This window comes from Variovorax sp. Soil_C_17, from assembly GCF_057657265.1.
Map to the genome: position 1 here is coordinate 44,084 of NZ_JBDGIT010000010.1, position 22,361 is coordinate 66,444.

General features: G+C 62.9%; 18 protein-coding genes. 5 read left to right on the forward strand and 13 right to left on the reverse strand.

Annotated features, from left to right (window positions below):
- Nucleotides 1-10: 10 nt before the first annotated feature.
- The 11 genes from AC3A6Y_RS29485 to AC3A6Y_RS29535 are packed head-to-tail and all read right to left on the reverse strand — an operon-like array spanning nucleotide 11 to nucleotide 12,378.
- Nucleotides 11-775: an ABC transporter ATP-binding protein gene (locus tag AC3A6Y_RS29485; RefSeq protein ID WP_487871772.1), complete on the reverse strand. Its 765-nt coding sequence runs from the start codon at nucleotides 773-775 to the stop codon at nucleotides 11-13.
- Nucleotides 775-2,229: an NAD-dependent succinate-semialdehyde dehydrogenase gene (locus AC3A6Y_RS29490; RefSeq protein ID WP_487871773.1), complete on the reverse strand. Its 1,455-nt coding sequence runs from the start codon at nucleotides 2,227-2,229 to the stop codon at nucleotides 775-777. The genes AC3A6Y_RS29485 and AC3A6Y_RS29490 overlap by 1 nt, the downstream gene beginning before the upstream one ends.
- 46 nt (nucleotides 2,230-2,275) lie before the next feature.
- On the reverse strand, nucleotides 2,276-3,832 hold the full coding sequence (locus tag AC3A6Y_RS29495; protein WP_487871774.1) for a class I adenylate-forming enzyme family protein: 1,557 nt from the start codon (nucleotides 3,830-3,832) through the stop codon (nucleotides 2,276-2,278).
- Between the two features lie 52 nt (nucleotides 3,833-3,884).
- A complete protein-coding gene (locus tag AC3A6Y_RS29500) occupies nucleotides 3,885-4,637 on the reverse strand; it encodes an SDR family NAD(P)-dependent oxidoreductase (protein ID WP_487871775.1) in 753 nt (250 codons plus the stop codon).
- Nucleotides 4,634-7,045 carry a xanthine dehydrogenase family protein molybdopterin-binding subunit gene (locus AC3A6Y_RS29505; RefSeq protein ID WP_487871776.1) on the reverse strand — a complete coding sequence of 804 codons (2,412 nt, stop codon included), beginning with the start codon at nucleotides 7,043-7,045 and terminating at the stop codon, nucleotides 4,634-4,636. Before AC3A6Y_RS29505 ends, AC3A6Y_RS29500 begins: the two co-directional genes overlap by 4 nt.
- Entirely contained in the window at nucleotides 7,038-7,799 is a 762-nt protein-coding gene (locus tag AC3A6Y_RS29510) for an N-acyl homoserine lactonase family protein (protein WP_487871777.1), read from the reverse strand. The genes AC3A6Y_RS29505 and AC3A6Y_RS29510 overlap by 8 nt, the downstream gene beginning before the upstream one ends.
- A complete protein-coding gene (locus AC3A6Y_RS29515) occupies nucleotides 7,799-8,329 on the reverse strand; it encodes a (2Fe-2S)-binding protein (RefSeq protein ID WP_487871778.1) in 531 nt (176 codons plus the stop codon). Before AC3A6Y_RS29515 ends, AC3A6Y_RS29510 begins: the two co-directional genes overlap by 1 nt.
- Nucleotides 8,326-9,201, reverse strand: a complete 876-nt coding sequence (locus tag AC3A6Y_RS29520; RefSeq protein WP_487871779.1) for an FAD binding domain-containing protein — start codon at nucleotides 9,199-9,201, stop codon at nucleotides 8,326-8,328. The genes AC3A6Y_RS29515 and AC3A6Y_RS29520 overlap by 4 nt, the downstream gene beginning before the upstream one ends.
- 11 nt (nucleotides 9,202-9,212) lie before the next feature.
- Nucleotides 9,213-10,751: an enoyl-CoA hydratase-related protein gene (locus AC3A6Y_RS29525; protein ID WP_487871780.1), complete on the reverse strand. Its 1,539-nt coding sequence runs from the start codon at nucleotides 10,749-10,751 to the stop codon at nucleotides 9,213-9,215.
- A gap of 41 nt (nucleotides 10,752-10,792) precedes the next feature.
- Nucleotides 10,793-11,182, reverse strand: a complete 390-nt coding sequence (locus AC3A6Y_RS29530) for an acyl-CoA thioesterase (protein ID WP_487871859.1) — start codon at nucleotides 11,180-11,182, stop codon at nucleotides 10,793-10,795.
- A gap of 44 nt (nucleotides 11,183-11,226) precedes the next feature.
- On the reverse strand, nucleotides 11,227-12,378 hold the full coding sequence (locus AC3A6Y_RS29535) for an iron-containing alcohol dehydrogenase (RefSeq protein WP_487871781.1): 1,152 nt from the start codon (nucleotides 12,376-12,378) through the stop codon (nucleotides 11,227-11,229).
- 134 nt (nucleotides 12,379-12,512) lie between these two features.
- Here AC3A6Y_RS29535 and AC3A6Y_RS29540 point away from each other — a divergent pair, with 134 nt between their 5' ends.
- Complete coding sequence (locus tag AC3A6Y_RS29540; protein ID WP_487871782.1) at nucleotides 12,513-13,535, forward strand: winged helix-turn-helix transcriptional regulator; 1,023 nt, start codon at nucleotides 12,513-12,515, stop codon at nucleotides 13,533-13,535.
- Between the two features lie 46 nt (nucleotides 13,536-13,581).
- Here the strand turns inward: AC3A6Y_RS29540 and AC3A6Y_RS29545 are convergent, their stop codons facing one another.
- The gene (locus tag AC3A6Y_RS29545) at nucleotides 13,582-14,799 is read right to left on the reverse strand and encodes an ABC transporter substrate-binding protein (protein ID WP_487871783.1); all 1,218 of its coding nucleotides are present in this window, start codon (nucleotides 14,797-14,799) and stop codon (nucleotides 13,582-13,584) included.
- A 901-nt stretch (nucleotides 14,800-15,700) separates the two neighbouring features.
- Between AC3A6Y_RS29545 and AC3A6Y_RS29550 the strand changes: the two genes are divergently transcribed.
- Together AC3A6Y_RS29550 and AC3A6Y_RS29555 are read left to right on the forward strand one after the other, a co-directional pair.
- On the forward strand, nucleotides 15,701-16,975 hold the full coding sequence (locus AC3A6Y_RS29550; RefSeq protein ID WP_487871784.1) for a ribulose-bisphosphate carboxylase large subunit family protein: 1,275 nt from the start codon (nucleotides 15,701-15,703) through the stop codon (nucleotides 16,973-16,975).
- A 162-nt stretch (nucleotides 16,976-17,137) separates the two neighbouring features.
- Nucleotides 17,138-17,989 (forward strand): alpha/beta fold hydrolase, encoded by an 852-nt coding sequence (locus AC3A6Y_RS29555; RefSeq protein WP_487871785.1) that lies wholly within the window; start codon nucleotides 17,138-17,140, stop codon nucleotides 17,987-17,989.
- Nucleotides 17,990-18,055: 66 nt separating this feature from the next.
- On the opposite strand, the gene AC3A6Y_RS29560 is transcribed toward AC3A6Y_RS29555, so the two are convergent.
- Nucleotides 18,056-18,994 carry a LysR substrate-binding domain-containing protein gene (locus AC3A6Y_RS29560; protein ID WP_487871786.1) on the reverse strand — a complete coding sequence of 313 codons (939 nt, stop codon included), beginning with the start codon at nucleotides 18,992-18,994 and terminating at the stop codon, nucleotides 18,056-18,058.
- Between the two features lie 466 nt (nucleotides 18,995-19,460).
- On the opposite strand from AC3A6Y_RS29560, the gene AC3A6Y_RS29565 reads away from it, so the two are divergent.
- Both AC3A6Y_RS29565 and AC3A6Y_RS29570 read left to right on the forward strand, forming a co-directional pair.
- Nucleotides 19,461-21,287, forward strand: coding sequence for a TRAP transporter large permease (locus AC3A6Y_RS29565; protein WP_487871787.1), 1,827 nt, complete (start codon nucleotides 19,461-19,463; stop codon nucleotides 21,285-21,287).
- A gap of 48 nt (nucleotides 21,288-21,335) precedes the next feature.
- Nucleotides 21,336-22,355 carry a TRAP transporter substrate-binding protein gene (locus AC3A6Y_RS29570; RefSeq protein ID WP_487871788.1) on the forward strand — a complete coding sequence of 340 codons (1,020 nt, stop codon included), beginning with the start codon at nucleotides 21,336-21,338 and terminating at the stop codon, nucleotides 22,353-22,355.
- Nucleotides 22,356-22,361: the final 6 nt, after the last annotated feature.

Consider the following 22,361-nt stretch of genomic DNA (forward strand, 5'->3'; position numbering starts at 1 on the left):
CATCTCCTGATCAGTGGACCGCGGTCCCCATGTAGGCTTCGACGACACGCGGATCCTTCGAAACGTCGCCGTAGCACCCTTCTGCCAGGATGGCGCCTCGCTGAAGCACCGTGATTTGGTCTGCGATCCGGGAGACTACGTTCATGTTGTGCTCCACCATGAGGATGGTCCGATTGGCCGAGACGCGTTTGATCAGGTCGATAACCATGCCGACGTCCTCGTGGCCCATGCCCTGCGTGGGTTCATCCAGGAGCATCAGCTCGGGATCGAGCGCAAGCGTGGTCGCGATCTCCAGCGCACGCTTGCGGCCATAGGGCAGGGAGCTCGTCTGTTCGTTCGCGAACTGGACCAGCCCGACGTCCGACAGCAACGCCAACGCGCGATCGTTCAGCACGTCGAGCGAGCGGCGCGCACGCCAGAAGTGGAACGAATTCTTCAGCTCCCGCTGCAATGCGATCCGAACGTTCTGCAGTACCGTCATGTGGGGAAAGACCGCCGAGATCTGGAACGAGCGAACGATGCCCATTCGGGCCGTCTGCGCAGGGTCAGCCCGGGTGATGTCTCGCCCATTGAAGACGACGGTTCCTGCCGAAGGCGACAGGAACTTCGTCAGCAGGTTGAACATCGTGGTCTTTCCAGCGCCGTTCGGTCCGATCAGGGCGTGGATGTCCCCCCGACGGACCTTCAGCGACACGCCGTCCACTGCGACGAAGCCCTTGAACTCCTTGCGCAGTCCGGACGTCTCCAGCAAGACGTCTCGCGGTTGAGAGCCCATCACATACCTCCCATGCACAGGTACTTAATCTCCAGGTAGTCGTCGATGCCGTATTTGGACCCTTCGCGGCCAAGACCACTTTCCTTGACACCACCGAAGGGCGCGACTTCCGTGGAGATCAGGCCTTCGTTGATCCCGACCATGCCGAATTCGAGCGCCTCGGCCACGCGCCAGACGCGCCCGATGTCGCGGCCGTAGAAGTAGGAGGCCAGCCCGAACTTGGTGTCGTTAGCCAGAGCAATGGCTTCTTCCTCGGTCTTGAATCGAAACAGCGGCGCAACCGGTCCGAACGTCTCTTCCTTGAAGATGAGCATGTCCGGGTTGGCGTCTGCCAGGACGGTGGGGGCGTAGAAGTTGCCGCCCAGGCTTTCGCCGCCAACCAGCACGCGCGCACCACGCTGCTTGGCATCGTTGACGTGCTCTTCGACCTTGGCGACCGCGCCCATGTCGATCAGAGGACCGATGGCCGTGCCCGGCGCCGCGCCGTCACCCACCTGCAGTTCTGCAGCGGCCTTGGCGAGCCTTTGAGCGAAGGCCTCGTACACGCCGTCCTGGACCAGAAATCGATTCGTGCAGACACATGTCTGGCCGGCATTCCGGAACTTGGAGATCAGCGCCCCTTTCACCGCAGCATCAAGGTCGGCGTCGTCGAACACAATGAACGGCGCGTTACCACCCAGCTCCATGGATGTCTTCTTCACGGAAGATGCGCACTGCTGCAGCAGAACCTTGCCCACCTCCGTCGAGCCCGTGAAGCTGAGCTTTCGAACGTGGGGGTTGGAGGTCAGCTCGCCCCCGATGGGGCCGGCTGCTCCCGTCACGCACGACAGCACGCCCCTAGGCACGCCGGCGCGCTCGGCCAGGACGCACAGCGCCAAGGCCGAGAACGGCGTCAGGCTTGCCGGCTTCAGCACCATGGTGCAGCCCGCTGCCAGTGCGGGGGCAGCCTTGCGGGTGATCATGGCCGCCGGGAAGTTCCACGGCGTGATGGCGCCGCAAACGCCGATCGGCTGCTTGATCACCACGATCCGCTTGTCGGGAGCATGCCCGGGAATGGTGTCACCGTAGACGCGCTTGGCTTCCTCGGCGAACCACTCGACGAAGGAAGCGGCGTATGCAATCTCCCCTCGGCTTTCGGTCAGCGGTTTGCCCTGCTCAGCGGTCATCAGAGCAGCCAGATCGTCTTGGTTCTCCATGATGAGTTCGAACCAGCGGCGCAGGATGGCGGCGCGCTCTTTCCCCGTACGCTGGCGCCATCCGATGCCAGCGCTGTGCGCAGCATCGATCGCCCGGGAGGTCTCCTGCGACTTCATCCAGGGTACGGTCCCCAGGCTCGAACCGTCAGACGGGTTCGCGACGACGATAGTCTCGAAGTCGTCTGCGTCAACCCAGGCGCCGTCGATGTAGGCCTGATGTCGCCACAGCGACGGATCTTTCAATTGAAGGACTGTCATGGTGTTCTCGCCAAGTTCGGCTGGATGAATGTTTGGAACAGAGGAATCAGGCAGAGGTCACCGGTCCGATCGCTTCGCGGAGCTTGAATCGAAGGATCTTTCCGGAGCCCGTTCGAGGGATGGCGCTGACCTGGTTCACCGACTGGGGAACCTTGTAGGGAGAGATCAGCCGAGCGCAATGCGCCCGAATGGCCTCTCCATCGATCTCATGTCCTTCTCGTGCAACGACGCAAACGACCGGCACTTCGCCAAGGAACGGATGTGCGATGCCGATGGCGGCGCAGTCCAGGACGTCCGGGTGCGACAGCACTGCCTCTTCCACTTCGGCCGGCGCGATGTTTTGGCCCCCGCGGATGATCAGTTCCTTGAGCCGCCCGGTGATGGTCAGGTAGCCGTTGACATCGCTTCGAGCCAGGTCGCCGGTCTGGTACCAGCCGCTCACGATTGCCGAAGCCGTCTCCTCGGGCTTGTTCAGGTACCCCTGCATGACGTTGGGCCCACGCACGATCAACTGGCCTTCTTCCCCGTATGGAACGTCGACTCCCTGGTGGTCGACGATGCGAACGGCCACGCCAGGCAACGGTACCCCGCAGGAACCCATCATCCGAGGCACCTGGGGCGCGTTCATCGTCACCATCGTCGAGGTCTCGGTGATGCCGTAGCCGTCGAGCAGCGGACGGCCGAACGCCGCTTCGAAATCGCGGTTGAGTGCGGCTGGAAGAATGGCGCCCGCCGAGATGAAGTAACGGACGCCAGGCGCGAACGTCTCGCCTGCGGTACGGCCGCCTTCCAGCAGGTAGTGGAACACCGTCGGGACACCGGGCATGAGCGTGTATCGACCGGTGCGCAGCCTCGCCAGCACGTCCTGGGTCGAGAACTTCTCGAGCAGGAATTCCGTGGCGCCGGTCGCGAGCACTCCGATCACGCACAGGTTGAGTGCGTAGGAGTGGTACAGCGGCAGGGGGGCCAGCAGGACATCGTCGGCGCTGAGCCCTGCAATCGGCGCCCAGCACGCGGCGATGACCCACAGCATGCTGTGCTGCGAGAGCAGCACGCCTTTGGGACGCCCTGTCGTCCCGGAGGTGTAGACGATGAAAGAGGTTGCATGCAGGTCTGTGGGATCACGGGGCTCCGATCGCGCTGCGCTCTGCACGAGCAGCGCCAGCGACAGCTGATCGGTCGGGTCGTCGCTGCCTGCAAGGATGATGAGCCGCAGGTGAGGCAACCTGGGCCGGAGCTGCTCGATCAACGGGAGGTGGCTCGGCGAAACCACGATCGCTTTGCAGCGAGCGTCTTCCAGGCGGTAGTGCACTTCGTTCTCAGCCGCCTCATGGCTAATGGGCACGCTCACGCAGCCCGCTCTCGCGATGGCCACGCAGGAAAGGACCCAGTCCACTGAGTTGGGCAGCATGATCGCTACCGCATCTCCGGGATTGAGTCCGCGATCCTGGAAGTGGCCAGCGGCCGCCGCAGTCTTGGCGGCGAGCTCGCGGTACGTGACCGAGGCGCCATTGGCGTCTTCGAAAGCCAGCTTGGTGGGGCGATCCTGGGCGTGCCGGCGAACCAGCTCACTGATCGGCGCAATCAAATCGGTACGAATCATCTTTGTCTCCTATGCCAGGCCCGGCGCTCGGGGGGTCGCCGGGCAGCCAGGCTTAAACCATGCTGAACCCGCCGCTGATGCTGATGACCTGACCAGTGATCCAGCTCCCCTCGTCGGACGCCAGCAGCACCGCCATGGGCGCGACGTCTTTCGGCTGGCCAAGTCGGCGCAGCGGGTAGAGCTTGGTGAGCTTCTCCCGATTCGCCTTGATGAACTCGGGGTCGTGCGCGGTCTCGATGAGGCCCAAAGCCAGCGTGTTGGCCGTAAGGCCGGCGCGGGTCTCCCTGGCGATCGACTTCATCAACGCGACGTTGGCCGCGCGCGCAGCCGCGCCCAGAGCCAGACCAGACTCGCCAACGCGTGAGGAATCGCCGACGATGGTGATGATCCGGCCTTCACCCTTGCTCTGTTCGAGGTGCGGAAGGGCCGCGTGCGTGCAGTTCAGCGTGCCGTACAGGCACACGTCGATCTGCCGCTGCCATTCTTCCGGGGTGGTGTCGGCGAAGCGCTTGCGGATCACCAGGCCGGCGTTGTTGACCAAGATGTTCAGGCGGCCGAACTCGGCCACGGTCTGCGCCACCATTGCCTTGACTGCGTCCATCTTGGAGATGTCGCAACCGATGGCCAGGGCCTTGCCGCCGCGCTCACGGATCTCGGAGACAACGGATTCCGCAGCGGACTTCGAACCGTTGTAGTTGACGACGACGGCGGCGCCTTCGTTGGCGAGCCCAACAGCGATCTCGCGACCGACGTCTCGCGCACCGCCCGTGATCAGCGCGACCTTGCCTTCGAGTCCTAGTTTCATACATCTTCCTTAAGTTGAGTGAAGTTGGCCCGCGTTATCAGCCGGAATAGGCGTTCCGGCGTGGCGGGAAGTTCAGTAATCCCGACGCCAAGCGGCGCCAGGGCATCAGAGATGGCGTTGGCGATGGCCGCAGGGGCGCCGATCGTTCCTCCCTCACCCATCCCACGGAACCCGCCGAGGGTGTTGGGAGCGACCGCGGGCAGGTGGACAAGCTCCACATCCGGCACTTCGGGTGCCGAGGGGACCAGGTAGTCCACAAGGCTGGCCGTAAGCAACTGGCCGTCTGCGTCGTAGACCATTTCCTCGAGCAACGCAGCGCCAACGCCTTGGGCCAGTGCGCCCCGGGTCTGGCCCGTCACGATCAGTGGGTTGATGATGCGACCGCAATCCTCGGCGATGACGTAGCGCTGGATGTGGACGCCATAGGTCTTCGGATCCACCTCGACCTGGACCATGTGGGTCGCGGAGCTCGTCGTCCCCACCACCGGGTCATAGACGCGTGTGACGCACATCTCCTCACGAACGTCGGCGGGCACGCGGCCCATCTGCGAATACAGAGCTCTGGCGAGCTCGGGGAAGGTTATCCGCGCACCGCTCGACTTGGCACTGATCACCCCCTCAACGATGGTGAGGTCCTCGGGGGTGGTGTCCAGGAGGTGACTCGCCACGCGCAGCATCCGCGCACGCAGCTCACGAGCTGCCAGGATGCCGGCACCGCTGCTGATGACGGCCGTTCGGCTGGCATAGCTTCCGGTGCCATGCGGCACGGCCGCGCTGCTGCCAGTCACCACGCGCAGATCCTCGATGCGCGCGCCGAGTTCGTCGGCGAGCACTTGGCCCAGGGTCGTCTCGTGGCCCTGTCCGTGCGAAGCGCATCCGAAGGAGGCCGTCAACGCTCCGGTGGAGTCGAGTTGAATCACACAAGTGTCTGTACCGGTGTTGATCGGCATGCCCGGCGACGCCGAGATTCGCGAACCGATACCGGACAGCTCGGCGTAGCACGCGAAGCCGATGCCGACCCATCGTCCCTCGGCACGCGCCTGCGCCTGCGCACGGCGCGCCTCGTGGTAGTCGAAGCGCTCCATGGCGGCTTCCAGCCCTTCAATGAACGCAGAACGGTCCCAGACTATCCCCACAGCGGTCTTGTACGGAAACTCTTCCGGTTGGACCAGGTTACGGCGCCGAATCTCGCCCGGGTCGATGCCCAACTTGACGGAAGCCATGTCGAGCAGCCGTTCCATCACGAACGTCGAAGTCGGCCGGCCGACGCCGCGGTAGGGTCCGGTCGGCGCCTTCGGGGTCGTCACGCCCCGAACATGCCCGTGGTAGCACGGCACCTTATAGGGTCCAGGCAGGAAGCTGATGACCTGTACGGGCTCGATGCCCGCGGTCCACGGGTAGATCGAGTACGCGCCCACATCGCCGAGCACTTCGGCGCGAAGTCCCAGAATTTGGCCATCCTCGCTGATGGCCAGAGATGCGTTGACGCGCTCATCGAAAGCCTGGCTCGTGGACATCAGGTCCTCAAGTCGGTCGCCTGTCCACTTGACGGCCTTGCCCGTCTTGCGAGCCAGCACGCAGACCAGCATCTCCTCCTGGTACAGCGAGGTCTTGCCGCCGAAGCCTCCGCCAACGTCCGGTGCGATCACGGTCAGCCGGTTGCCCGGCATGTCCAACAGGTCCGCCAGGCCGTCCCGGATGATCCCGGGCACCTGGCTCGAGGTGTAGAGCGTCAAGGCATCGCGGCCACGCTCGACCTCCGCCATGTAGCATCGGCTCTCCATCGCCAGCGGGGCCTTGCGGTGGAAGCGAAAGCGGGCGCTGATGACGTGCGGGGCGTCGTTGAACGCCTCATCCACCTCGCCACGCACGAATGCCCGCTCGACCAGGACGTTGCTCTTCAGCGATTCATGCAGCAGCGGCGCATCCGGCTGAGCCGCGACCTCAGGGTCGGTGGCGACTGGCAGCGCCGAGTAGTCGACCTCGATGAGCTCTAGCGCATCCTCTGCGATGTAGCGGCTATCGGCGAGCACCGCCACAACCGGCTCGCCTACGAAATGGACAACGCCGTTGGCCAAGGGGTGGATCGGCGTCGGCTGGTAGCCGCTCATGCGGGAGGTAGCCAGGGCGGGCTTGATCAACCCGGCGATGTCCTGCCACACGAAGACCCCGCGCACCCCAGGCACGGCGCGCGCCGCGTCGGTGCGAATGGCTTCGATGCGCGCATGGGCCTGATCGCTTCGAAAAACGGCCATGTGCAAGGCATGCGCTGACGGCCTGTCATCCACGTACCGGCCGAGGCCGGTGAGCAGGCGGGCGTCTTCGACGCGCCGCAGTGGCTTACCGACCAGCTTGCCTTTTTGAAGCGCCCCAAGGTCGGGGGCATTGTCGATGTCGGGCTCACTCATACGAGTCCACCCCTTTGCGCATCGCGCTCCACTGCTGGTCGTCGTGACCGAAGACCACGGTGGCCCCAGCGCGCTCGATCCGCTGAATCTCCCGCAAGGAAACCGACGCCAAGTCGGCGTTCCAAGTGTTGCGTGGAATGATCTCCTGGTCGAGGTTCGCCCGGAGAGCCGCCGCGTCCGACGCCAACAGAAAGGCTCCGTCGCGGTCCAGCGACACGAGCGCTCCGATGGCTCCCGCCGTGTGCCCAGGCAGCGGCAAAAGGACCATGCGGCTGTCGCCGAAGAGATCGTGCTGCGCCTCGATCAGTTGGGTGGGCATGGGGTGCTGCCAATCGGCTGGGATGTAGCCGTTCTTGATCGCATCCGGACCTTGGGCAGCCTCGAGTTCCTTCTGGTGGCACACCAAGGTGGCACGCTTGAAGAACTCGTTGCAGCCGCAGTGGTCGGAGTGAAAATGGGAAGCCACCACCACGTCGATGTCTTGCGGGGTCATGCCCAAGGTCGCCAGCTCCGACACCACGTTGTCGTTCGGACCGCCAATGGGAACCATGGCCTTCGCCATCGGGCCCCACCGGGCTTCCGCGTCGGCCACGGTGCTAGGGTGGCAGCCGGTGTCAAACAGCACATTTCCCTGGGCGTGTCGAAGCAGGACGCTCGAGACCGGGAGCTCGATCGTTTCGCTTCGCTCCGCGTCCGGAAGGTAGACGCTCTTTCGCATCCGAAGACGCCCACCGCACAGAAGATGCATCTTCATCACTTCTCTCCCTGATCCCCGTCGGTGCCCGCAGCCTCGCGAAGCGCATGTTTGGCCGCTGCGCACACGCGGAGTGCTTCAACGATTCCCTGGTATCCGGTGCAGCGACACAGGTTTCCCGAGAGCACATCGCGGATCTCTTCATCGGACGCTAACGGGTACTTCTGAAGCGCATCCGTGCAGGTGGCCAACATTCCCGGCGTGCAGAAGCCGCACTGAAGCCCATGGCACTCTCGGAAAGCTTCCTGGATGGGGCTGAGCTGCTCGACGGTGCCCATGCCCTCCACGGTGGTGATCTCCGAGCCGTTCGCCCTTACAGCGAGCGTCAAGCAGGAGCGCACGCTGTCGCCGTCGACCATGACCGTGCATGCGCCGCAGATGCCGTGCTCGCAGCCCACGTGGGTTCCGGTCAGGCCAAGTGTGTGGCGCAAGAAATCCGAAAGCAGCAGACGAGGTTCAACGTTGCGTTCCTCGACCTGGCCGTTCACCACCATCCAGACGGGGTACAAAGGGATCACGCGCTCGCTCATGAGCTTTCTCCTACTGCGCGCTTCCAGGCCCGGCGCACAACTCGTTCCATCACGGCGCGGGCAAGGTGCCGGCGAAACTCGGGCGACGCCTGAAGGTCTTGACGTGGATCGAGCGAATCGCACGCCGCATCGATCGCATCGCCAAGAGTTCTCTCGTCCAGAGCGTGGCCGATCAGCGCTTCCTCAGCCTCGTGTCGCCGCAACGGCGTATCGCCCACACCCATCATGGCGACGCGTGCGTGGACGATCTCGCGGTCTTGCACGTCCAACATGACGCCGACGGCCGCCAGCGCGAAGTCGCCGGGCCGACGCGAGAACTCTTCGAAGGCCCATCCGTTGTGGTCCACGCCAGGCATCTCGATGCTTACGACGAGCTCGTCGTCCTCCAACGAACTGGTCAGCGGTGCCATGAAGAAGTCCTCGGACTCGATGGATCGTTCCCCGCGCACCGAGCGCGCGACGATCGTTGCGTCCAGAAGCCTGCTGAGCATCGGCAGTTCGGCCGCGGGATCGGCGTGCGAGAGGCTGCCCCCGATCGTGCCGCGGTTGCGGATTGCCAGATGGGCCACGTACTTCATCGTCTCCGGGATGACCGGGAAAACTCGCGCCACTTGTGGGGACGTCTCCATCACGCGGTGCCGCGTTAGAGCACCCACCGTGAGCCCCCCGTCGGCGCGGTCGCGGACATAGTCCAGGTCGATGAGGCGGCTGATGTCCACGATGATCTCTGGCCGAACGACGCGGAAGTTCAGCATCGGCGTCAGGCTCTGGCCACCGGCCATGACCTTGGCGTCGGACCCGCGCTCGGCGAGGATGCTCAAGGCCTCCTCGACCGTATCGGGACAGCAGTAATCGAACGGTGCCGGCTTCACTTTGCCCTCCCTCAGCGGCCCTTGAACTGTGGCGCGCGCTTCTCGCCGAAGGCAGCTCGACCTTCGCGGTAGTCCTCGCTGGCGGCGGCCGCCGCGATCAAGGCCTCGGCATGCACGAGATCGAGCGCCCCTGTTCCCATGGCCATGCCGTTTAGGAGTGCCTTCGCACCGGAGATCGTCAGCGGTGCGTTTTCTGCCAGCGACCGAGCGAAGACACGGGCATCGGCCATCGGATCCCCGACGCTGGAACCGCGCTTCTTGGCGCCTCCAATCAGTCGGTCGAGCCAACCTCTGGAGGTGAGCGCGGAGCCGGAGGCGACGTGGTCGACGAACCCGATCTGAAGCGCCCGTTCTGCGTTGAAGCGTTGCGCGCCGAACAGGATCTTTTTCGCCTCGGGCAAGCCCACCAGGGTCAGGAGCTTGCGGGTTCCTCTGACGCCGTAGATGATCGAAAGACGTGCGGCGGGGATGCCAAAAACGGCTTCTGTCGAGGCATAGCGAAAGTCGCAGGACATGGCCAGGTGGGCGCCGCCACCCAGGCAGTAGCCCTTGAGCACGGCAACGGTCGGCTTGGACACGTTGGCAATGGCGTCGCAGCAGGCATCGACCGCCACTTCGTACTCGGTGGCCTGCGCCGCGTTGCCCCGGACGGCCTCGAACTCAGCGATGTCCGCGCCGGCGCAAAAATCGCTCCCTGCGCCAGTGAGGATGATCGCGCGGACCTCCGGGTTGCGGGCTAGCGCGCCGAAGATGATGGGGATCGCCTGCCACATGGCGTAAGTCATCGCGTTGCGGCTGTCGGGCCGGTTGAGCGTAACCACGGCGATCTGATCGGAGATCCAGACCTTGATCAGTTCGGACGTCAGGACGTCCATTGCAGCGCTCGTGGGTGCCGCAGAAACAGGAGTCGCCATCGCGGCAACAGGAGCCTGTGGGCTGGCGGACTGGACCCTTGGCGCTACGGGAGCCATGGCAGGAACTGGCGCGGGGGGCGCAGGCGGTGGTGGCGATGCCGCAGCGCTCTCCGAGGCGTCAGGCTGGCCCAGGCCGGCCAGCGCCGACAGGTCGACGGCCGCCGGGGTTGCCACAGGGGTGCCGGTGGCCGCGCGCGACGTCACCTGCTTGCTGAACAACTCGAAGAAGTCGTCGGCGGACTTGCGCGCCGCCGCGTCAACCATTCGGGAGCCAAGTTGTGCGAGCTTGCCGCCGACCGTCGCCTTCACGGAGTAGCGCAACAGCGTCAGGTTGGCTTCGAGCGCATCAAGGTTCACCCCGATGTCCGCCTTCGCGAAGCCGGCCGCGCCACCGGAGCCCTCGCCGGTTAGCGTGTAGCTGCGCGGGGGCGCGATGTTGGAAAGAGTCACCTTCCCGGCAAAGCGCGCCTTGATCGGCCCGACTTTGGACACCACGGTCGCGGTCAGGGAGCCGTCGTCGGCCTTTTCCAGGGATTCGCAGCCTGGGATACTGGCCCGCAGGACCTCCGGGTCGTTCAGGGCCTCCCAAACGAGTTCTCGCGTTGCGCCCAGGCGGGCTTCGCCCAACATCTCCATTTTCTATGTCTCCTCTTGCTCTTCAGCTACAGACTTCGCACTTAACCCATCAGGGACTGCAGGACGCCGCGCACGTCTGCCGGGATCGGCGTCGGACGGTTGCTCGCCCGCTCGACATACACATGGACGAACTCGCCAACGGCGGACGCCGTTGCCTCATCGTTGCGGAACAGCGCAATCTCGTAGCGCACGCTGCTGTTGCCGCAATGGACCACCTTCAGGCCGACATCAACGGTGTCGGGAAACCCGATGGAGGAGAAGTAAGTGCAGCGGGTCTCAATGACCAGGCCGATCACCGGGCTGCTCGAAATGTCGAGAACGCCTCGCTCGATGAGGTATCGATTGACGGCGGTGTCGAAGAAGGCGTAGTACACGACGTTGTTGACGTGTCCATACGAGTCGTTGTCACCCCAACGCGTGTCGATTCGCATGAAATAGCGGTAGGCGTCGCGGGTCGTCGGTCGGACTTTTTCGCTCACAGTGCCTCCTCGTACAGGGCCACCGCGTCGGCTTCGGTGAGTTCACGCGGGTTATTGACGAGCAAGCGGGTCTGCTTCATAGCGTCGCTTGCCAGTTGAGGAATGTCGCCCTTGGTGATCCCGACGTCGCGCAGCCTGATCGGAAGGTTCAGCTCGGCCGTCAGCTCGCCCAGGTAGACAGCGAGGGCCGATGCCTTCTGCCGCGCGGTACCGCACACCTCCGGCATGATCACGTCGCAGATCTGCGCGTACTGCTCAGTCGCCGCGTCCAGGTTGAAGCGAATCACAGGCGCGAGGACCAGCGCATTCGACAGGCCGTGGGGCACGTGGAAGCGCGCGCCCACCGGATAGGCCAGTGCGTGCACGGCTGCCACCGGCGAGTTGGCGAAGGCGATGCCCGCCAGGCAGGCGCCCAGGAGCATGTCCTCTCTCGCTTTGACATTCTTCCCCTCACGGCAGGCCAAGTGCAGGCTGCCCGCGAGCAACCGCAACGCGTCGCGCGCGAGGCAGTCGGAGATCGGGTTCTTCAGGCGCCGGCTCGTGTAGGCCTCGATGGCGTGCACCATCGCGTCGATCCCGGTGGCCGCGGTGACATGAGGTGGCAGACCGAAGGTCAGCTCCGCATCGAGCAGAGCCACATCCGGAAGCAAGAGCGGAGAGACCACGCCCTTCTTTTCACCAGGACCCGTGGTCACGATGGAAATGGGGGTGACCTCCGATCCTGTGCCCGCTGTCGTTGGAACCAGGATCAGCGGCAAGCGCGGGCCTTTGGCTTGGTTCACGCCGTAAATCTGCGAAAGAGGCTCCTTGCTGCGGGCGAGCAGCGCCGCCAACTTCGCAGCATCGAGCGAGCTGCCGCCGCCAAAACCGATGACGCATTCGGCGTCGCATGCAGACGCCGCTGCCGCCGCATCGACGATCACCGACTCTGGCGGATCGGCGACGACGTCGGAGAAGACGTGGTGCGCGATACCGCAAGCGGTGAGGCCCCTTAAAGGGCTGTCCAGCATGCCTGCGGCAAGCAGACCCTGGTCCGTCACGACAAGCACGCTCTTGAAGCCCATCGCACGCACGCGTTCGCCGAGGCGCATGGCGCCGCCCCTCATGACGCTCAAGGACCGGGCTGTGTTGAAGTCAAAATCCTGCATGACTTGCATTATTAGACGGACTATTTGGATTTGCAAGAGGAGAATCGAGCGGTACGGGAAAACACTGCCGCGCTTAGACTGCGGCAACGCGGCGAACCCATGCCGACACCCGCTGACCTCCATTCGACCGATCCATGGCCATCCTGTCCGCACAGAGCGCCCGTTCTACATCTGCCCTCAAGCCCCCGCCTCCAGCACGCACAGTGAATGCGAATGGCGTGCCACGCGAGCGCAACTGCTCGGTAGGTCGAACCATCGATGTGATCGGTGACGGATGGAGTTTCATGGTCCTGCGCGAGTGCTATTTCGGCGTTCGCCGCTTTGAGCGCTTCAAAGACATGTTGGGTCTTCCGCGCACGACCCTGACGGATCGTCTGCGCAAGCTCACGGCGCTCGGGCTGCTCCGCCAGGTTGCGTACTCCGAGCGGCCGGTACGCTATGAGTACCAACTGACCCTTATGGGCATGGATCTGTACCCGGTCATGCTTGCGTTGATGACCTTCGGTGACCGCTGGCTCGCTGGACGCAAGGAAAAGCCCCTGCAGCTGATTCACAAGGTCTGTGGTCAGCCGTGCACGGCCGTTGTCGTGTGCTCCGCGTGCAAGGAGGAGATCCTCGCCCGCGAGGTCACGTACCGCGACGGCCCGGGCGCTGGCAGCAGCCCGGTGCCGGAGACGCGAACCAGTCGACGATCCACCGACCCCACTGCGTTGGAACGTCGCCGGCCCAGTTCGGTTGCACGAGCGCTGCAGGTCATCGGCGACCGTTGGAGCTTCATGATCATTCGTGAAGCCTTCTTTCGGGTACGTCGCTTCGATGATCTGCAGACGCGATTGGGCATCGCGCCTAACATCCTGGCGGACCGCTTGAACAGGCTAGTCGCTGACGGTGTCTTCCGACGCGTGAAGTACCAGGATGGTCCGGAGCGTTTTGAGTACCGCTTCACCGACAAGGGGCGCGACCTGTTCGGCCCTATGTTGGCGATGCTGCGTTGGGGGGACACGTGGCTTTCGGGGGGAGAGCCACCGTTGATCTTGACGCATACAACTTGCGGTAACGACTTTGAGCCGACCGTGGCGTGTGACCAGTGCCTGGAGGCCTTGAGTGCCTTTGAGATGCGCTATCGAATGAACTACCGCGACCCTGCGACCGCCTAGAGTGAAAAGCAAATCGGCCGCCAGTGAGGCGGCCGATTTCTTGCTTCTACTTCTTCACGAGCGGGCAAGAACTTTCCGACAGCGGCCGGAAGGCCACTTCAGCGGGGATCGTTGCCCGCAACTTGTAGTAGTCCCACGGGTACTTCGACTCCGACGGTTTCTTCACCTCGTACACGTACATGTCGTGGATCATCCGGCCGTCCTCGCGAATGCGGCCGTTGGTGGCGAAGAAGTCGTTGATCGGCATTGACTTCATCTTGGCCATCACCGCGCCGGACTCGTCCGTTCCTGCGGCCTGCACGGAATTCAGGTAGTGCATGGTCGAGGAGTAGTCTCCCGCGTCACCCATATGCGGCATCCGCTTCATGCGCTCGAAGAAGCGCTTGGACCATGCGCGGGTCTTCTCATCCCGATCCCAGTAGAAGGCGTCGGTCAGCAGCATGCCTTGGGCGGTTTCCAAACCCAGCGAGTGAACATCGGTCAGCCACACCAGCAAGCCGGCGATCGTCTGCTTGCCGCCGATGCCGAATTCATGCGCCGATTTGATCGCGTTCACGAATGACGCGCCGGAGCCGGCGATCGCCACCACCTTCGCCTTCGAGTCCTGGGCGCGCAGCAGGAACGACGAGTGGTCGCTGGTCTCCACGGGGTAGCGAACGTTGCCGACGACGCGGCCGTTGCGCGCCTTCAAGATGGCCGTGGTGTCTGCCTCCAACGCTTGGCCGAACGCGTAGTCGGCTGTGAGGAAAAACCACGTGTTGTCGCCCTTGTCGAGAAGCGCACGGGCGGTGCCGTTGGCCAAGGCGTACGTGTCATACGCGTAGTGGATGCTGTTTGGCGTGCACGAGTCGTTCGTCAGGCGCGAGCTGCCGGAACCATTGACGATCGCGATGCGATTGCGCTCCTTGGAAACGTTGGCAACGCCCAGTGCGATGGCCGAATTGATCAGGTTGGTGATCATGTCGACCTTCTGCGTGTCATACCACTCGCGCGTCTTGGCGAGGGCAACGTCGGGCTTGTTGAGGTGGTCGGCGGAAATCACCTCGATAGGCACGCCAAGGACCTTGCCCCCAAAGTCCTCGACAGCCATCTGCACGGCAGTCACGGAGCCCTTGCCCGATTCATGCGAGAACTGGCCGGACATGTCGGTCAGCACGCCGATCCGTACGACGTTGTCCGAGATCTTGGCCTGGGCCCAGGCGGTGGTGGAAAGCGCAGCTACGGCGACGGCCACGCTCGTGCGAACCATGCGGGAAATCTTCATAACGATCCTCTAGCTCAAGTTGAAAAAGAACAGGTGGGGTGGCGGCCCCAGAGATGATCCAGCAATGCAAGTTACTTGCATAGTCCAATATTGCAAGTCATGATCGGTGTTTTCCCCAGATGAGCTGGCGAAACTCCGCGCTGCCCTGCGCGTTTCTTGGCCTCTAAGGGGTGAGAGGGGTGGTTTAGGGGGGCGAAGACGGGGCTCTGCCGTGTCAAGAAAGAAGATTGGGCGAGCGCGCTCCCTGGCTCTATCGCAGGTGGGCCGCTCTACGGAAAGGCGGCGGCGGGGGTCGGTGTTTTACCCAGGTCATTCGCGATGGCCTGACGCATGAACCGGAAGGAGACATATGCCAGATCGACAACGTTTCGCCGAGGCAGGCGTGCGAAGCATTGCCGTTCAAGTCCCTGGCGCGGCAAGCCGGCTGGGGCGGGCTGCCGATGACGCTGGAGCGGCTTCCTGGCAACGAGGAAGTTGGAAGCGTGGTGGTTCCCCGCGCCGCAGTCGCGATGGTTCGCGGCGGAGAAGGCACACGGTGGATCACGTCGGCGGGGGCACTGAGGAACTTCGAAGCGCGCCGGGACTGTTGGCCACGTGCAAGGACGGCTACCGCGTTGATCGTGCCCGATGATGCGGGCACGCGGGCCAGGTCATCATGATCCACTCTCCCTCAGTGATCGTGGACCCACTGTTGGAAGGGAACCTGCCTGCCGTATCGGCAACTGTCTGCTACGACGAGCGACGCGTTTGCATGTGACTTTTGCTGATAGGTCCCAGACTTAATGTCGATTGCAAGAGCCGAGGATGCTGCCTAGGATTGCCTAGCGTTGGATGGCCGACGTCTCACCCTCGTGCAATTGGCGCGGGGTCCCGCACAACCAACCTGCAGATCGACGCAACCATGTCGGAACCATCTCCCCGAGAAGAATTTCGGGCCCGCTACTTTGTAGAGAGCTGGGAGCCCATTCAGAGGGCGGCCGAAGTCATTGCGGGCGAGCAATCCAGTGGAACCTTTCTGTCGCTGCCGGGCGAAACGGACGCGTTGAAGGAGCGCGCGCGTGCGCGTGTGACACGCGTCGACCCGCTGGAGGCGGTGCTGGAGCCTACGTTGCATAGTGCGTTTATCCAGAGACGCGGCTCGACCCAGGTGTACTACAGGGGCGAAGTGGAGATCGCGTTCCCGATCGCCAACGTTGGTGTCAACATTCCGACGTTGCTTGCCACTGTGGCGGGAAACCTCTTCGAACTGGGCGAGGTGACTGGTCTGCGGCTGCTCGACATCGAGATGCCATCGCACTATGCGGAGCAGTTTTCGGGCCCTCAGTTCGGCGTCGACGGGACGAGGAAGTTCGCTGGTGTCTTTGATCGGCCGATCATCGGAACGATCATCAAGCCGAGCATTGGACTATCGCCTGAAGAGACGGCGGACATGGTCGACGCGCTTTGCTCTGCGGACATCGACTTCATAAAGGACGACGAACTTCTCGCCGATCCCCCCTACGCACCTTTCGAGGCGCGTTTGAAGGCGGTGATGCCGGTCCTGCATCGGCATGCCGATCGGCTCGGTCGGATGCCGATGTATGCCATCAACATTTCAGGCGCAATGGACGACATGCTGCGTCGGCACGACGCAGTCGTTGGCGCCGGCGGCACGTGCGTGATGGTCAGCGCAAACTGGGTCGGATTCGCGGCCGTCGAGCATCTTCGCAAGCGGTGCGCGGTGCCGATCCATGCCCACAGGAACGGCTGGGGTGCGTTCACGCGGCATCCCCAACTTGGATTTTCCTTCGCTGCTTACCAGAAGCTCTGGCGCCTCGCGGGCATCGACCACCTTCACGTCAACGGTCCGAAGGGGAAGTTTTGGGAGCCCGACGCGTCTGTGATGGCTTCTGCACGATCCTGCCTTGCCACTTTCGGCGAGCTACGCGGCGTCATGCCGGTGTTTTCATCGGGCCAATGGGCGGGCCAGGCGCCCGAAATCTACGCTGAACTTGAAAGCGTTGATCTAATGCATTTGGCCGGCGGCGGGATCATTGGACATCCAGACGGAATCGCCGCCGGCGTTTCAAGCATGCGGCAGGGTTGGCAGGCGGCACTGTCTGGGGAGAGCCTTGAAAATTTCGCCAAGACGAAGCCCGAGTTGGGCAGGGCCATCTCAAAGTTCGGTAGGCAGTGAAATCGAACCGTGACGCACGCAGTCAGACCACCAACGTGTCAATCGATCAAACAGCGTCGTGACTGCGTAGAAGATAGCGTTGACGCCACTACGTCGACGGCGGCATCGGCGCCATTGCTCTGATGTACCAGCCGCTCAAGATACTTCGATGGAGATGCCCAAATGACGTTCTCACCTGAGCACCACTACGCAACAGTCGGTGATTCGAGGGTCCACTTCGTTACCGCAGGCCAAGGCCAGCCCTTGGTACTGCTGCACGGTTGGCCGCAAACCTGGTACGCCTGGCGGAAGGTGATGCCCGAGCTTGCGCGGACATACCGGGTGATTGCGCCAGACCTCCGTGGGCTAGGCGATTCGTCGCGTCCCGCAAGTGGTTTCGACATGCGCACGGTCTCGGGCGAGATCGCCACGCTGCTGCAGGACGTTCTCGGGCTTCAGGAGATCTACCTTGCGGGGCACGACTGGGGTGGTCCTGCAGCCTTCGCATTGGCCGCCTTCAATCCGGGCCTCGTGCGCAAGCTGGTGATGCTCGACGCCGCGGTGCCGGGTGACGGCAGCGGCACCTATTCGCAGGGTGGTCGCAGGTGGCACCATGCATTCCATCAGACCCTGGACCTGCCGGAGGCCATGATCACGGGGAGGGAGGATGTGTACTACCGCTACTTCTATCGCCAGTTCGGACACCGGCAGGATGCTATGTCTGAGGAGGACATCCAAGAGTACCTGCGGACTTATCGGGAAGTGGGTACGCTGCGTACAGGCTTGGCCTACTACCGTGCGGTGCCGCAAACGGTGCGGGACAACGAGGCGTTTCTGCGTGAACAGCGCCTGAGCATGCCGATCCTGGCATATGGCGGCGGCGAGGGGTTTGGGCGCGGCGAAGAAGGGTTTACCTCGTTGGAACGCGTCGGTCAGGACGTCAAGGGCGGCGTCATTCCCGATTGTGGGCACTGGGTCGCCGAGGAGCGGCCAGAGTTCGTCCTCAAAGAGATGAACGTGTTCCTGCGCGACTGAACCAGTTCAGCCGCAAGGCACATTGGGACATCGGGAGCCCGTAACAGCCTCGGCATCGGTACGTAGTCAGGCTTCCAGCCGCGCCTGTCGTGCGTGCCCGTTGCCGTGCATGGCGATCGCATCGTCCGCCTCGGATGCGTGCAACTCCTCGTCGAGCCATGCAGTGAGGACCTTGGTCTCGTGCCTCGCCGCTAGGTGCGGCGCGACCCAAAGTGTGAGTTTCCGTGGTCCGGGCACGAAGCCGAATGGCGCAACAAGTTTTCCCGAGCGCAAGTCGTCGAGCACAAGCATGCGCGGTACGGTTGCCACGCCAAGCCCGCAAGCAGCTGCCTGGATAAGCAAGTAGAAATGATCGTAGAAATCGCTCGGATCGAGCGCGGGACCGGCGTAGCCTGAGGCATTCGCCCAGTCCGGCCATGCGCTCGATCGTGTCTTGCTCGACATCAGGCGTGCACCAGCAAGATCGGACGGCGCCTTCAGCCGAATCGATCGCATGTACTCCGGCGAACAGACCGGGCCGATGGACTCGATCATCAGCTCTCGGATGTCGACTTCCTTTGGGGATTGGATCGTGCTGTTTCGGATCGCGACACCGATCTTGTCTCGCACGAAGTCGACTTGGTCGTAGTTCATGTTGAACTGCAACTTGATGTCGGGGTGCCGCGCGTTGAAGCGAGACATGCGCGGTATCAGCCAGTACATCATGATCGAAGACGAACATGAAAGCGTCAGCGGTCCAGGCTGAATCTGCTCGACGCTCGATTGAATCAAGCTGAATGCGGTCGACAGGTCGTCTGCCAAACGCATTCCCTCGGGCGTCGGATCCGTGGAGTGCGGTCCGCGGTTGAGGAGCACGACCCCCAGGCTCTCTTCGAGGGAGCGAATGTGGCGGCTCACAGCACCGTGCGTCACGCACAGCTCGTCTGCGGCGCTACTCATGCTTCGAAGGCGAGCGGTGGCCTCGAAGGCACGCAGGGCGTTCAAGGAGAGGCGTGGTGTCTGCATGACTGTGGCTAGAGATTCAGTGTGATCTAAGTTCACAGCACCGTCGATCGGCGAACGCAGGACTGCCGGGCATCCAGACCCTGTGCGCCCATTCTGCGAACGCCCTACGGGAAAACCCGAGGTAGCCGAGTCGCGACCTGGGCTGGACTGGTAGATGTGATTATAACTCACAAGGCGGCGAGATCAAATCGTTTGTCGTCGGTCGATTTACCACTTAATCTGCTCCCACGACGATCCAGAGGTTGAGGCAGCGAACCAGCGCGGGCCCAGCCTCTTCGGCACGAAGCCCGGTCCGGTGCCAGAGCCTTGTGATTCACAGGAGACGAGATGACTGAACCCAACGACCAAGGATTGCGCGCGTCCGCACGGCGCAGTGCGGTTGCCCCCGGCCACTACGCCGCTGCTGAGCGAAGCTGCTATGTGCTCTGACGTCACAAGCATTCATGAGACGGCGCAACAGACGCCGATGAGCAACATCGCAGGCGCGGCTGAAAAGCGAGTCGGACAAGTCGTCGAGGTTGCTGCGGCTCTGCTGGTCGCTGCAGAGATCGCTGTTTTGTCCTCTGGGGTCTTCTACCGCTACGTGTTGCACAAGCCGCTGGTTTGGTCCGACGAACTTGCGTCAATGTTGTTCCTCTGGCTCGCCATGTTGGGCTCAGCGGTCGCTTTCCGGCGGGGCGAGCACATGCGCATGACGGCCATCGTGAGCATGGTCTCGCCGACGGCGAGAGCGCTACTCGATGTGGTAGCAGTAGTCGCGGCGCTTGCCTTCTTGATCGTAATCTCGCCGTTTGCATACGAGTACGCCGTCGAGGAAACCTTCATCAGAACGCCCGCCATGGACATCCAAAACTCATGGCGGGCTGCCGCCATGGTCACTGGCTTTGGCCTCATGGCTCTCTTCGCTGTACTGCGGCTCATCCGCTTCGGCAACCTGAAGCTGGTCAGCGGCGCGCTCGTGTTGGTCTTGGCTGTCATCGGCGTACTGTGGCTCGCCCGGCCGATATTCCTGCAACTCGGCAATCTGAACCTTGTTCTGTTCTTCGTGCTCGGTGTCGCGGCGTGCGTGTTCTCAGGAGTACCAATAGCCTTCGCGTTCGGACTTGCAACGTTGGGCTACTTGACGCTGACCACGACCACGGGGCCGCTGGTCGTCGTCGGGCGCATCGATGAGGGCGTCAGCCATCTGATCTTGCTTGCGATTCCCCTGTTCGTCTTCCTCGGACAATTGATCGAGATGACCGGGATGGCAAGGGCGATGGTTGCCTTTCTAGCCAGCCTACTTGGGCATGTCCGGGGCGGTCTGCACTACGTGCTCGTCGGGGCGATGTACCTGGTCTCCGGCATTTCAGGCTCGAAGGCGGCGGACATGGCTGCGGTGGCGCCGGTACTGTTTCCCGAGATGAAGCAGCGGGGAACAAATGAAGGCGATCTTGTTGCCCTGCTTGCGGCGACGGGTGCCCAAACCGAGACGATTCCGCCGAGTATCGTGCTGATCACCATCGGCTCCGTGACCGGAGTCTCGATTGCGGCGCTTTTCACCGGCGGCATGGTTCCTGCACTCGTACTCGCCGCTGGATTGTGTGCTGTCGTATGGTGGCGGTGCCGGGGCGAGAACAAGGCTCATGTAAAGCGCGCCACAAAGCAAGAGATCGGCAAAGCCTTGCTTGTGGCCATTCCCGCGGTGGCGCTGCCCTTCATCATTCGGGCCGCGGTCATTGAAGGTGTCGCCACGGCCACCGAGGTTTCGACGATCGGCATCGGGTACTCCGTCGTTGCAGGCCTGCTGATCTACCGACAATTTGCCTGGAGGCGGATTGTTCCCATGCTGGTCGAGACTGCAAGCCTTTCCGGCGCCATCCTGCTTATCATCGGGACGGCAACGGCGATGGCCTGGGCGCTAACGCAGTCGGGCTTTTCGAGTGCGCTGAGCGCAAGCATGACCGGTCTTCCTGGAGGCGCAGCTACCTTCATGGCCGTGTCCATAGTCGCTTTCGTCATCCTGGGGAGTGTGCTGGAAGGGATTCCCGCGATCGTGCTGTTCGGGCCCTTGCTGTTTCCCGTGGCTCGCTCAGTGGGCGTCAATGAAGTGCACTATGCAATGGTCGTGGTCCTCGCGATGGGCATCGGCCTGTTCGCACCTCCGTTCGGCGTCGGGTACTACGCTGCCTGCGCGATCGGGCGCGTGAATCCGGACGCTGGCATGCGTCCTATCGTTGGCTACGTCATTGCAATGCTCTTTGGCCTGATCGTAGTTGCGATCTTTCCGTGGTTGTCTACCGGACTGCTCTAAGTTCGGCCCCTATAAGTCGACGCACCAGATTCTTAAAGAGGAGCACACATGAACCTTACTCGTCGCCAATTCACGACCGCTGGCGTAGCCGGAGCCGCTAGCCTCGGCCTGGGGGTGTTGCCGCGCTATGCGAGCGCGGCTGAGGTCACGCTGCGGTTTGGCTTCAACCTGGCAGAAACTCACCCTATCACGACTCGCGCCAAAGAGGCGGCGGCGAAGATCCTGCAGGAGTCCAATGGCCGACTCGACATTCGCGTCTTCCCCAACAACCAGCTCGGCAGCGACCAGGACATGTTCCAGCAGCTGCGCAGCGGCGCAATGCACCTATTCCTAAACTCCGGCATCAATGTCCTGTCGACCATGATTCCGTCTGCATCGGTCTATGGTCTGGGGTTCCTGTTCCCAGACCTTTCGGCGGTATGGCGCGCAATGGATGGCGACGTCGGCAATTACGTGCGCTCGCAGATCTCGAAAGCGGGGATGGTGCCACTGGACAAAATGTGGGACAACGGTTTCCGTCACATCACGACGAGTGCCAAGCCAATCACCACACCGGGCGACCTGGCCGGTCTGAAGATCCGCGTGCCGGTGGGTGCGCTTTGGACCTCGATGTTCAAGGCATTCGGCGCTGCACCGACGACGATCAACTTCAACGAGCTCTACTCGGCGCTGCAGACGAAAATCGTGGATGCCCAAGAGAACTCCCTCGCAAACATCATGACGGCGAAGCTCTTTGAGGTGCAAAAGTACCTTTCGCTCGTCAATCACATGTGGGACGGCTTCTTCTGCGTCGCAAATCGACGTGCATGGGAGGGGCTGCCCGCAGACCTTCGGGAGCTTGCTACCAAGCATCTCAACAATGCTGCCTTGCTGGAGCGCGAAGACATGGCCGGGAATGTCACGACGTACCTCGCGCAACTCAAGGAGAAGGGTTTGGTGGTCAACCAACCCCCGACGATGCAGTTCCGCGAAGCCCTGATGCAAGCCGGCTTCTACAAGGAATGGCGTGCCAAGTACGGAGAGGAGCTCTGGGCGCTGCTGGAGAAGTCTGCCGGCAAGCTTGGTTGAGACATC

Coding starts and splice junctions, on each gene's coding strand:
- AC3A6Y_RS29545 (WP_487871783.1), bottom strand. CDS start 14,799: ATGAAGATTTCCCGCATGGTTCGCACGAGCGTGGCCGTCGCCGTAGCT.
- AC3A6Y_RS29500 (WP_487871775.1), bottom strand. CDS start 4,637: ATGAAACTAGGACTCGAAGGCAAGGTCGCGCTGATCACGGGCGGTGCG.
- AC3A6Y_RS29525 (WP_487871780.1), bottom strand. CDS start 10,751: ATGGAGATGTTGGGCGAAGCCCGCCTGGGCGCAACGCGAGAACTCGTT.
- AC3A6Y_RS29555 (WP_487871785.1), top strand. CDS start 17,138: ATGACGTTCTCACCTGAGCACCACTACGCAACAGTCGGTGATTCGAGG.
- AC3A6Y_RS29495 (WP_487871774.1), bottom strand. CDS start 3,832: ATGATTCGTACCGATTTGATTGCGCCGATCAGTGAGCTGGTTCGCCGG.
- AC3A6Y_RS29540 (WP_487871782.1), top strand. CDS start 12,513: ATGGCCATCCTGTCCGCACAGAGCGCCCGTTCTACATCTGCCCTCAAG.
- AC3A6Y_RS29570 (WP_487871788.1), top strand. CDS start 21,336: ATGAACCTTACTCGTCGCCAATTCACGACCGCTGGCGTAGCCGGAGCC.
- AC3A6Y_RS29565 (WP_487871787.1), top strand. CDS start 19,461: ATGAGCAACATCGCAGGCGCGGCTGAAAAGCGAGTCGGACAAGTCGTC.
- AC3A6Y_RS29490 (WP_487871773.1), bottom strand. CDS start 2,229: ATGACAGTCCTTCAATTGAAAGATCCGTCGCTGTGGCGACATCAGGCC.
- AC3A6Y_RS29530 (WP_487871859.1), bottom strand. CDS start 11,182: ATGCGAATCGACACGCGTTGGGGTGACAACGACTCGTATGGACACGTC.
- AC3A6Y_RS29510 (WP_487871777.1), bottom strand. CDS start 7,799: ATGAAGATGCATCTTCTGTGCGGTGGGCGTCTTCGGATGCGAAAGAGC.
- AC3A6Y_RS29535 (WP_487871781.1), bottom strand. CDS start 12,378: ATGCAGGATTTTGACTTCAACACAGCCCGGTCCTTGAGCGTCATGAGG.
- AC3A6Y_RS29505 (WP_487871776.1), bottom strand. CDS start 7,045: ATGAGTGAGCCCGACATCGACAATGCCCCCGACCTTGGGGCGCTTCAA.
- AC3A6Y_RS29515 (WP_487871778.1), bottom strand. CDS start 8,329: ATGAGCGAGCGCGTGATCCCTTTGTACCCCGTCTGGATGGTGGTGAAC.
- AC3A6Y_RS29550 (WP_487871784.1), top strand. CDS start 15,701: ATGTCGGAACCATCTCCCCGAGAAGAATTTCGGGCCCGCTACTTTGTA.
- AC3A6Y_RS29485 (WP_487871772.1), bottom strand. CDS start 775: ATGGGCTCTCAACCGCGAGACGTCTTGCTGGAGACGTCCGGACTGCGC.
- AC3A6Y_RS29560 (WP_487871786.1), bottom strand. CDS start 18,994: ATGCAGACACCACGCCTCTCCTTGAACGCCCTGCGTGCCTTCGAGGCC.